A 10,425-nucleotide genomic window follows, 5' to 3' on the forward strand; every position below is an offset into this window, starting at 1 on the left:
ATGGACAGACGATTTCCAAGCCCTCGGTGGTCGCCCACATGCTGGGCCTGCTGATGGCCGGCGCCGGCGCCCGCCAGCGCGGCGCACTGGGCCGGGTGTTGGAGATCGGCACGGGCTGCGGCTACCAGGCCGCCGTCATCACGCTACTGGCGCGCCATGTCACCTCCATCGAGCGCCTGCAGGGCCTGCACGACAAGGCCAGGCTCCATCTGCAGCGGGTGGCCTTGCCCAAACCCCACGCCGTGCCACGTCTGGTCTGGGGGGATGGTCGTGTCGGCCATTCGGCCAGCGGGCCCTTCGACAGCATCATCGCCGCGGCTGGCGGCGAGGACATCCCGCAGGCCTGGCTGGAGCAGCTCGCGCCCGGCGGACGTCTCGTCGCCCCGACCGCGGCGAGTGGCCGCGGGCAGGTGCTCGTGGTGCTGGACCACGTCGTCGAAGGCGGTGTCGGACGTTGGGTTCGGAGCGAACATGAGGCCGTTCTCTTCGTCCCCCTAAAATCTGGCGTTGTCTGACGGGGCCGCCGGCGCACCGCGCCACACAATCGGGTCGGCCTCCAACGTGCTCCAGCCACACGATGCCCTATAGCCTGCGCCTTCTACTCGTCGTCACCACCTCGCTGCTACTCAGCGCCTGCGGCACTTCGCTGCATCAGGCCCCGGTCGAGGACCGCAACCCGCTGCCCCCGAAGCCGGCGGCTTCGGCACCCGCTCCCGCGGCCTCTGCTCCCGTCACGGCCGAGGTCAAGCCGCCGCCCGGTGCCGAGAACGCAGGCAAGCCGGGCTACTACACCGTCAAGCCGGGCGATGCGCTGATCCGCATCGCGCTGGACAACGGCCAGGGCTGGCGCGACATCGCCAAGTGGAACAACCTCGACAACCCGAACCGCATCGAAGTCGGCCAGGTGCTGCGCGTCGTGCCACCGGGCGTGGATGCGAGCGCTGTCACGGCCAAGCCGGTCGCGAGTGCGCCCAAGGTCGAGTCTCGTCCGCTGGAGAGCAAGCCGCCCGTCGCTGCGGCCAGCGCGCCGGCGAATGGAGCTGCCGCCACGTCGTCCACGGCCGCCGCATCCTCCGACGAGGATGGACTGGCCTGGGGATGGCCCGTCGCGCATCCCGTCAGTGCCGGCTTCGACGAGCAGCGCAACAAGGGCCTGGACTTCGCCGGCAAGGCGGGAGACCCGGTGCTGGCCGTCGCTGACGGACGCGTTGTTTACGCCGGTTCGGGGTTGCGCGGCTACGGCAACTTGGTCATCATCAAGCACAACAACACCTACCTGACTGCGTACGCCCACAACCGGGCGATGCTGGTCGAGCAGGACCAAGTCGTACGCAAGGGTCAGAGGATCGCCGAGATGGGTTCCACCGAAAGTGACACCGTCAAGCTGCACTTCGAAGTGCGCAAGCTCGGCAAGCCCGTCGACCCGGCCAAGCTGCTGCCGGCGCGCTGAGGACGTCGGCAGGCAGATCACACCACTGGGCCAGCGAACCCGCCATGAAACGCGCTGTGCCCAAGCCCAACGGTCATGAAGGCGTCAGCCCTGAGCCTGGCGTCATGCTGTCAGCCTTGAACGGCCATGGCGGCGATGCCGAACCGGCCGCGGAAGCGCCCGATGACGAAGGGCAGGTGCTTCGTGCCACGGGCGACGAGGTCGAGCTGGGCAATGCGCTGCAGGCCTACCTTCGCGACATCCGCCGCACGCCGCTGCTGACGCCGCAGGAGGAGTTCGACACTGCCCAGGCGGCGCGCTCGGGCGATTTCGAGGCCCGCCAGGCCATGATCGAGCACAACCTGCGCTTGGTCGTCAGCATCGCCAAGAACTACCTGGGCCGGGGCCTGCCGATGAGCGATCTCATCGAGGAGGGCAACCTCGGCCTGATGCATGCGATCAGCAAGTTCGAGCCCGAGCGGGGCTTCCGCTTCTCGACCTATTCGAGCTGGTGGATACGCCAGAGCATCGAGCGCGCGTTGATGCACCAGGCGCGCCTCGTGCGCCTGCCGGTGCACATCGTGCGCGAATTGAATCAGGTGCTGAAGGCGCGACGTGCGCTGGAAGCCTTGCAAAGTGCCAACGGCTCGGAAGGCCGCGTGCGGGCCGAGGACGTGGCCCTGGCTTTGGGGCGGCCGGTCGACGAGGTGGCGGAACTGCTGGCCTATGCCGAGCTGCCCAGCTCCCTCGATTCGCCGGTGGATCGCAATGGCGAGGGCGGCGAGTCCATGCTGGATCTCGTCGCCGACGACCAGGCCATCGATCCGATGGGTCTGCGCCTGTCGCACGAGGTCGAGGAACTGCTGCAGCACGGCCTGGCCAGCCTGAACGATCGCGAGCGCGAGGTGCTGTCGGGCCGCTACGGCCTGTCCGACCGTGAGCCGGAGACGCTGGACGTACTGGCCATCCGACTGAAGCTGACCCGCGAGCGCATCCGCCAGATCCAGATCGAGGCGCTGGCCAAACTCAAACGCAACATGATGCGCCACGGCGTGGACCGGGACAGCATCTTCTGAGGTTGCTGAGGCCTGCCGGGATAATCCGGCCCCATGAATCAGATGACGGATTGGCTCAAGGTCGAAAGCATCGAACTTGAGGCGCAGGGCGTGGCGCACAACGCAGAGGGCAAGGTGGTCTTCATCGACGGCGCGCTGCCGGGCGAGGTGGTGAAGGCTCAGATCTCGCGCCGCAAGAACAACTGGGAGCAGGGCCAGCTCACCGAGATCAAGAAGGAAAGCCCGCTGCGCGTGACGCCGGGCTGCCCCCATTTCGGCCTGCATGCCGGGGCCTGCGGCGGCTGCAAGATGCAGCACCTGCAGGCTGGTGCGCAGGTTGCCATCAAGCAGCGCGTGGTCGAAGACCAGCTTTGGCACCTGGGCAAGGTCAAGCCCGAGGTGCTGCTGCGGCCCATCGAGGGGCCGACCTGGGGCTACCGCTATCGGGCGCGCTTCTCGGTGCGCTATGTGCAGAAGAAGGGCGTGGTGCTGATCGGCTTTCACGAGCGCAAGAGCCGCTACGTGGCCGACATGCAGGTCTGCAAGGTCGTGCCGCCGGTGGTCAGCAACCTGCTGATGCCGCTGCGCGAGCTGATCGCCCACATGGAGGAGCGCGACCGCCTGCCGCAGATCGAACTGGCCATGGGCGACGAGGTCATCGCCCTGGTGCTGCGCCACCTCAACCCGCTGCCGGCGGGCGACCTGTCCAAGCTGCGTGAGTTCGCGGCCCGACACGGTGTGCAGTGGTGGCTGCAGCCCAAGGGGCCGGACACGGTCAAGCTGCTGGACGAGGGCGGTCCCGAGCTGGCCTATGCGCTGCCGGAGTTCGGCATCCGCATGCCGTTCAAGCCGACGGACTTCACCCAGGTCAATCCGCACATCAACGCGTCGCTCGTGGGCCGCGCGCTGCGCCTGCTGGCGGTGCAGAAGGATGATCGCGTCATCGACTGGTTCTGCGGGCTGGGCAACTTCACGCTGCCGCTGGCGACACAAGCGCGCGAGGTGCTCGGCATCGAGGGCAGCGAGACGCTGGTGCAGCGTTCGCGCGAGAACGCCAAGGCCAACGGCCTGGCGCACAAGACCAGCTTTGTCGCGCGCAACCTCTTCGAGATGACGCCCGAGCTGCTGGCGCTGGACGGCACGGCCGACCGCTGGCTCATCGACCCGCCGCGGGAGGGCGCCTTCGCGCTGGCCAAGGCGGTCGCGGACATCGCCCAGGACCCGTCGTTGGCGCCGGGCTGGACGGCGCCGAAGCGCATCGTCTATGTCAGTTGCAATCCGGCTACGCTGGCGCGCGACGCGGGCCTGCTGGTCAACGTCGCCGGCTACCGCTGCACGGCTGCCAGCGCGGTCAACATGTTCCCGCACACGGCCCACGTGGAGAGCATCGCCGTCTTCGAGCGCTGACCGTACCGCCTGGATCGATGGACGGAGCGAAATCCGGCCTGCCGTACTGCGGCGGGCCGGATTTTTTGCTTTCCGGCCTCCGTGTTAGTCCGGAATCGGCGGCCGGCCGATATCGACAAAATGAGTAAACAAAATTGTTTAGTTCAATTGGAGACAAGAGGCCGGCCATGTCGATTCGCACCCCTCTCCCGCGCCTGCTGGGCGTCGTCTGCCTGGCCCTGGGCCTGGCGTCCGCCGCGCTTGCCCAGACCGCGACCCTGCCATCGCTGGCGCTCAAGCGCGGCGTCAATGCGCTGGGCTATGACCCGCTGTGGAGTGAGCCGGCCAAGGCGCGCTTCCAGCCGCGGCACATGCAGGCCATCCGCGACGGTGGCTTCGACCATGTGCGGCTGAACCTGCATGCTTTCGAGCACATGGACGCGGAAGGCCGGCTGTCGGCGGCCTGGTTGAAGACGCTGGACGAGATGACAGCCGCGGCGCTGAACGCAGGGCTGCAGGTCATCCTCGACCAGCACAACTTCAACGACTGCGCCAAGGAGATCGACCGGTGCCGCACGCGCCTCAAGGCGTTCTGGCGCCAGATCGCGCCGCGCTACAAGGATGCGCCGGACGCCGTGCTGTTCGAGATCCTGAATGAGCCCAACGGCGCGGCAGACGCCGTCTGGAACGACATGCTGGCCGAGAACCTGGCCATCATCCGTGAGACCAACCCGAAGCGCCGCGTGGTCGTCGGCCCCCGGTTCTGGAATTCTCTGGACCACCTCGACAGCCTCAAGCTGCCCGAGTCCGATCGCAATCTGGTCGTGACCTTCCACTACTACACGCCGATGGAATTCACCCATCAGGGGGCGTCGTGGACACCGCAGTTCCAGAAGCTGTCCGGCGTGACCTGGGGGACGACCTCGGATCACGAAAAGCTCAAGCAGGATTTCGACCGCGTCAAGGCCTGGGCCCAGCGTTCCGGTCGACCCATCTTGCTCGGCGAGTTCGGGGCGCTGGAGACGGCCGGCATGGCGCAGCGCGTGGCCTGGACAGCGGCGGTCGCCCGCGCGGCCGAGGCGCGCGGCTTCAGCTGGAGCTACTGGCAGTTCGATTCCGACTTCGTCGCCTGGGACATGAAGGCGGACGGCTGGGTGAAGCCCATCCTCAGCGCGCTCGTGCCGGTCGCCGGTACGGGTTCTCAGGCGATGGCGCGCAGCAGCGATCCGGCGCTGGATCACCTGATCAACTCGCCCAAGGTCAGTGCCTGGTCGGTCTACGGCGATGGCCAGTCCACCCAGCAGGTGGCCTGCGAGGCCACGGGCAAGACCTGCCTGCGCGTAGACCTGCAGGGCAAGCGCGCCAACCCCTGGGACAACGGTGTGATCGCCCCCATCACCGGCGACATCCGTAAGGGCGACAAGCTGCAGGTGCTGGTCTGGATGCGGCTGGACACCGACGACGCCAAGGCCAAGGTCAGCGTCCCCGTCTCGCTGCAGCTGAACGCGGCGCCTTACACGGCGCTGTTGTCGGGCGTGGCGACGCTGACCAGCAAGCTCGAGCCGGTGGTGCTGAACGGCACCGCCCAGGCCGACCAGGCGGCGGGGACGGTGATGCTGTCGGCCCATGTGGGCCAGGTGGGCCAGCCCCTCTGGTTCAGTGCACCCTTCGTGCTGCGCAACTACACCCCGGCCAAGTAGGGGCAGGGCGACCCGGAAAAGACAAATGCGGCCCGCGGGCCGCATTTGTCATGGGGGAAACGCAGAGGCGCGCGTCAGTCGCGGTCGCCGCCGAAGATGCCCAGCAGGGACAGCAGGCTCTGGAACACGTTGTAGAGGTCCAGATAGATGGCCAGCGTGGCGGAGATGTAGTTGGTCTCACCGCCGTCGACGACGCGCTTGATGTCGTACAGCATGAAGGCCGAGAACACGCCCAGCATCAGCACCAGGATGGTCAGCATCAGGGCGGACGACTGCAGGAAGATGTTGGCGATGCCGGCGACGAGCAGCACGACGGCGCCGACCGTCAGGAACTTGCCCATGGACGACAGGTCGCGCTTGATGACGGTCGCCAGCGTGGCCATCGCGAAGAAGACCGCAGCCGTGCCGCCGAAGGCAGTCATGACCAGCGACGTGCCGTTCTTGAAGCCCAGCACATAGCCCACCAGGCGGGACAGCATCAGGCCCATGAAGAAGGTGAAGGCCAGCAGGGCGGCGACGCCGGCGGCACTGTCCTTGGTCTTCTCGACGACGAACATCAGTCCGAAGGCGCCGGCGAAGAAGATGATGGCGCTCATCCCCGGGCCCATCGTGGCGAACAGGCCGGTGCTCACACCGATCCAGGCGCCCAGCACGGTCGGCACCAGGGACAGGGCCAGCAGCCAGTAGGTGTTGCGCAGCACGCGCTGACGGTCAGCGGCCAGACCCATCCCGGCATGGCCGTATTGGGTTTGCAAGCTTTCGTTCATGACGATCCTCCGGGAGACGATTGGAAACCGCAAGGATTCTAGGGCGGTACCGGGCAGCTACATTGGGGCCTGCCCCCGGGAAATCAAGACCATGAAACAGCAAGCTCAACTCGAACTCCAAGACGTCAAGCGCATCGCCGCAGCGGCAGAGGCTCATGCCATCGGCAAGGGCTGGGCGGTGTCCATCGCCATCGTCGACGCCGGCGGCCATCTGCTGTGGCTGCAGCGCCTGGACGGTGCTTCGCCCAGTTCGGCCCTGTTTGCACCCGCCAAGGCACACACCTCGGCGCTGGGACGGCGCGAGTCCAAGGTCTACGAGGACATGATCAACGGCGGCCGCCAGTCCTTCCTTAGCGTGCCGGGCATGAGTGGCATGCTGGAAGGCGGCGTGCCCATCCTCGTCGACGGCCAGTGCGTGGGCGCGGTGGGCGTCAGTGGCGTGAAGTCCAGCGAGGACGCCGAGATCGCCAAGGCGGGCATCGCGGCACTTTGAAGGGGCACGACCGGGTCACGAAGGCTCGGTACTAACCCTTGTCGGCTATACTCGATAGGTTTACCTGAACCCCACGCTGCCCGGCAAAAAACCGCTCTGGTTTCTTCAAGTTGATCCGTCTCAGGACGGATCGATGCTGGGCAGGCGCCCCACTTGCGGAGACCCTTGTGCTGACTGACCTGCTCCATCCCCCTCAAGCAATCTTGGCTCTGGCGGATGGGACGGTGTTCCGAGGCCAGTCCATCGGTGCCACCGGCCAGACCGTCGGCGAAGTGGTGTTCAACACCGCGCTGACCGGCTACCAGGAAATCCTGACCGACCCGAGCTACTGCAAGCAGATCGTCACGCTGACGTATCCGCACATCGGCAGCTACGGCGTCAGCGAAGAGGACGTGGAAGCGTCCAAGGTGTTCGCTGCCGGACTGGTCATCAAGGACCTGCCCATCCGTGCGTCCAACTTCCGCTCGGGCAAGACGCTGGACGCCTACCTGCGCGAGCAGGGCACGGTGGCCATCGCCGGCCTGGACACGCGCCGCCTGACGCGCGTTCTGCGCACCCAGGGTGCACAGAACGGCTGCATCCTGGCCCTGCCTGCCGGCGAGGCGTTGACGCAGGCCCATATCGACACGGCCGTCGCTGCCGCCAAGGCCGCACCGTCGATGGCCGGTCTGGACCTGGCCAAGGTCGTCAGCCGCACCCAGAACGAAACCTGGACGCAGACCGAGTGGCAGCTCGGCAGTGGCTATGGCACGCAGTCGGCGCCGAAATTCCACGTCGTCGCCTATGACTTCGGCGTTAAGAGCAACATCCTGCGCATGCTGGCCGAGCGCGGCTGCAAGGTCACTATCGTGCCGGCGCAGACGCCTGCCAGTGCCGTGTTCGACCTCGAGCCGGACGGCGTGTTCCTGTCCAACGGCCCCGGCGACCCGGAACCCTGTGACTACGCCATCAAGGCCACGGCCCAGCTGATCGAATCCGGCATCCCCGTCTTCGGCATCTGCCTGGGCCACCAGATCCTGGCGCTGGCCAGTGGCGCCAAGACCTTCAAGATGAAGTTCGGCCACCACGGCGCCAACCACCCGGTGAAGGACCTGGACAGCGGCCGCGTCGGCATCACCAGCCAGAACCACGGCTTTGCCGTCGACCCCGAGACGCTGCCGGCCAACCTGCGCGCCACGCATGTCAGCCTGTTCGACGGCACGCTGCAGGGCATTGCGCGCACCGACAAGCCGGCTTTCAGCTTCCAGGGGCACCCGGAAGCCAGCCCCGGCCCGCACGACATCGCCTACCTGTTCGACCGCTTCATCGGGCTGATGGCCAAGGCGTAAGCCCATGTTCGGCATCACCGACCTCGGCACCTACCTCGCGGCAGCGATCTTCATCATCCTGCTGCCGGGGCCCAACTCGCTGTATGTGCTGTCCGTCGCGGCGCAGCGCGGCGTGCGCGCGGGTTACACCGCGGCCTGTGGCGTGTTCGTCGGTGACACGGTGTTGATGACCGCGGCCGCGGCCGGCGGCGCTTCGCTGCTGATGGCCAGCCCGCAGATCTTCTTCGTCGTGAAGATGGTTGGTGCGATCTACCTGGGGTGGATCGGCATCCAGTTGCTACGCGGTGCGCTGCGCAGCTGGCACGGCGACGCCAAGGCCGACGACGCGCCGCGCACCGTCGATGCCAGCCAGCCGTTCCGCAAGGCCCTGGTCGTCAGTCTGCTGAACCCCAAGGCCATCGCCTTCCTGCTGTCCTTCTTCATCCAGTTCGTCGATCCGGCCTATCCGCATCCGGCACTGACCTTCCTGATCCTGGGCACCATCATCCAGGTGCTCAGCTTCATCTATCTCTCGACGCTGATCTTTGCCGGCGCCCGCCTGGCCGCCGCCTTCCGTGCGCGCCGCCGGCTGTCCAGCACGGCCAACGCCAGCGTCGGCGCACTTTTCGTTGGGTTCGGGGCCAAGCTCGCGACCGCCACTCTCTAAGCAGACCGCCATGCCGAAACGTACAGACCTCAAGAGCATCCTCATCATCGGCGCCGGCCCGATCATCATCGGCCAGGCCTGCGAGTTTGACTACTCCGGCGCCCAGGCCTGCAAGGCGCTGCGCGAGGAGGGCTACAAGGTCATCCTGGTGAACAGCAACCCGGCGACCATCATGACGGACCCGGACACGGCGGACGTCACCTACATCGAGCCCATCACGTGGCAGGTGGTCGAAAAGATCATCGCCAAGGAGCGTCCGGACGCGGTGCTGCCGACCATGGGTGGCCAAACGGCGCTGAACTGCGCGCTGGACCTGCACAAGCACGGTGTGCTGGCCAAGTACGGCGTCGAGATGATCGGCGCCAACGAAGTCGCCATCGAGAAGGCCGAGGACCGCCTGAAGTTCAAGGATGCGATGACGAAGATCGGCCTGGACTCGGCCAAGTCGGGCATTGCGCACACACTGGAAGAGGCCTGGGGCGTGCAAAAGCGCATCCATGCCGAGATCGGCGGCAATGGCTTCCCGATGGTCATCCGCCCGAGCTTCACGCTGGGCGGCACGGGGGGCGGCATCGCCTACAACCCGGAAGAGTTCGAAGAGATCTGCAAGCGCGGGCTGGACCTGTCGCCGACCAACGAGCTTCTCATCGAGGAGAGCCTGATCGGCTGGAAGGAATACGAGATGGAAGTCGTCCGCGACAAGGCGGACAACTGCATCATCGTCTGCTCCATCGAGAACCTGGATCCCATGGGCATCCACACCGGTGACTCCATCACCGTGGCGCCCAGCCAGACGCTGTCGGACAAGGAATACCAGCTGCTGCGCAACGCCTCCCTCGCCGTGCTGCGCGAGATCGGCGTGGACACCGGCGGCTCCAACGTGCAGTTCTCGATCAACCCGAAGAACGGCCGCATGATCGTCATCGAGATGAACCCGCGCGTGTCGCGGTCGTCGGCGCTGGCGTCCAAGGCCACGGGCTTCCCCATCGCCAAGGTCGCGGCCAAGCTCGCGGTCGGCTACACGCTCGACGAGCTGAAGAACGACATCACGGGCGGTGCCACGCCGGCGTCCTTCGAGCCCAGCATCGACTACGTCGTCACCAAGATCCCGCGCTTTGCCTTCGAGAAGTTCCCGATGGCCGATTCGCGCCTGACGACGCAGATGAAGTCCGTCGGCGAAGTGATGGCCATGGGCCGCACCTTCCAGGAGTCCTTCCAGAAGGCGCTGCGCGGCCTGGAGACCGGCATCGACGGCCTGACCGAGCGTTCGACAGACCGCGAAGAGATCGAGCAGGAGATCAGCGAGGCCGGCCCCGAGCGCATCCTGTTCCTGGCCGATGCCTTCCGCATCGGCATGTCGCTGGACGAGATCTTCGAGGAGACCGCGGTGGACCCGTGGTTCCTGGCTCAGATCGAGCAACTGGTGCAGATCGAGGGCGATCTGAAGGGCCGCACGGTGGAGTCGATCACCGAGGCCGAGCTGCGCCTGCTGAAGACCAAGGGCTTCTCGGACAAGCGCCTGGCCAAGCTGTTGGGCACCAACCAGCACGAAGTGCGCGCCCGCCGCCATGCGCTGAACGTGCGCCCGGTCTACAAGCGCGTGGACACCTGCGCTGCCGAG

General features: G+C 66.6%; 10 protein-coding genes. 9 read left to right on the forward strand and 1 reads right to left on the reverse strand.

Translation table 11 applies throughout. The annotated features are described in order from the left end of the window. The 5 genes from VGF12_RS15315 to VGF12_RS15335 form a co-directional block, all read left to right on the forward strand. Positions 1 to 515 (forward strand): protein-L-isoaspartate O-methyltransferase family protein (locus tag VGF12_RS15315; protein ID WP_414710105.1); only part of this gene is annotated, 515 nt, incomplete at its 5' end. Between the two features lie 62 nt (positions 516 to 577). Next, positions 578 to 1,450 (forward strand): peptidoglycan DD-metalloendopeptidase family protein, encoded by an 873-nt coding sequence (locus tag VGF12_RS15320; protein WP_331176908.1) that lies wholly within the window; start codon positions 578 to 580, stop codon positions 1,448 to 1,450. A 44-nt stretch (positions 1,451 to 1,494) separates the two neighbouring features. Further along, positions 1,495 to 2,505, forward strand: coding sequence for an RNA polymerase sigma factor RpoS (gene rpoS / locus VGF12_RS15325; RefSeq protein ID WP_331176909.1), 1,011 nt, complete (start codon positions 1,495 to 1,497; stop codon positions 2,503 to 2,505). Positions 2,506 to 2,538: 33 nt separating this feature from the next. Then, positions 2,539 to 3,891, forward strand: coding sequence for a 23S rRNA (uracil(1939)-C(5))-methyltransferase RlmD (rlmD, locus tag VGF12_RS15330; RefSeq protein ID WP_331176910.1), 1,353 nt, complete (start codon positions 2,539 to 2,541; stop codon positions 3,889 to 3,891). 167 nt (positions 3,892 to 4,058) lie between these two features. After that, positions 4,059 to 5,570, forward strand: coding sequence for a glycoside hydrolase family 5 protein (locus tag VGF12_RS15335; RefSeq protein WP_331176911.1), 1,512 nt, complete (start codon positions 4,059 to 4,061; stop codon positions 5,568 to 5,570). Between the two features lie 74 nt (positions 5,571 to 5,644). On the opposite strand, the gene VGF12_RS15340 is transcribed toward VGF12_RS15335, so the two are convergent. Further along, positions 5,645 to 6,337, reverse strand: coding sequence for a Bax inhibitor-1/YccA family protein (locus VGF12_RS15340; protein WP_331176912.1), 693 nt, complete (start codon positions 6,335 to 6,337; stop codon positions 5,645 to 5,647). A gap of 91 nt (positions 6,338 to 6,428) precedes the next feature. Between VGF12_RS15340 and VGF12_RS15345 the strand changes: the two genes are divergently transcribed. From VGF12_RS15345 to carB, 4 genes are all read left to right on the forward strand, one after another. Beyond that, positions 6,429 to 6,830, forward strand: a complete 402-nt coding sequence (locus VGF12_RS15345; protein WP_331176913.1) for a heme-binding protein — start codon at positions 6,429 to 6,431, stop codon at positions 6,828 to 6,830. Positions 6,831 to 6,997: 167 nt separating this feature from the next. Then, the gene (gene carA / locus VGF12_RS15350) at positions 6,998 to 8,158 is read left to right on the forward strand and encodes a glutamine-hydrolyzing carbamoyl-phosphate synthase small subunit (RefSeq protein WP_331176914.1); all 1,161 of its coding nucleotides are present in this window, start codon (positions 6,998 to 7,000) and stop codon (positions 8,156 to 8,158) included. A 4-nt stretch (positions 8,159 to 8,162) separates the two neighbouring features. After that, positions 8,163 to 8,804 (forward strand): leucine efflux protein LeuE, encoded by a 642-nt coding sequence (gene leuE, locus VGF12_RS15355; protein WP_331176915.1) that lies wholly within the window; start codon positions 8,163 to 8,165, stop codon positions 8,802 to 8,804. Positions 8,805 to 8,814: 10 nt separating this feature from the next. Beyond that, on the forward strand, positions 8,815 to 10,425 hold a 1,611-nt coding region (gene carB, locus VGF12_RS15360), incomplete at its 3' end, for a carbamoyl-phosphate synthase large subunit (RefSeq protein WP_331176916.1).

It is taken from the genome of Roseateles sp., assembly GCF_036404855.1.
GTDB lineage: Bacteria > Pseudomonadota > Gammaproteobacteria > Burkholderiales > Burkholderiaceae_C > Pelomonas.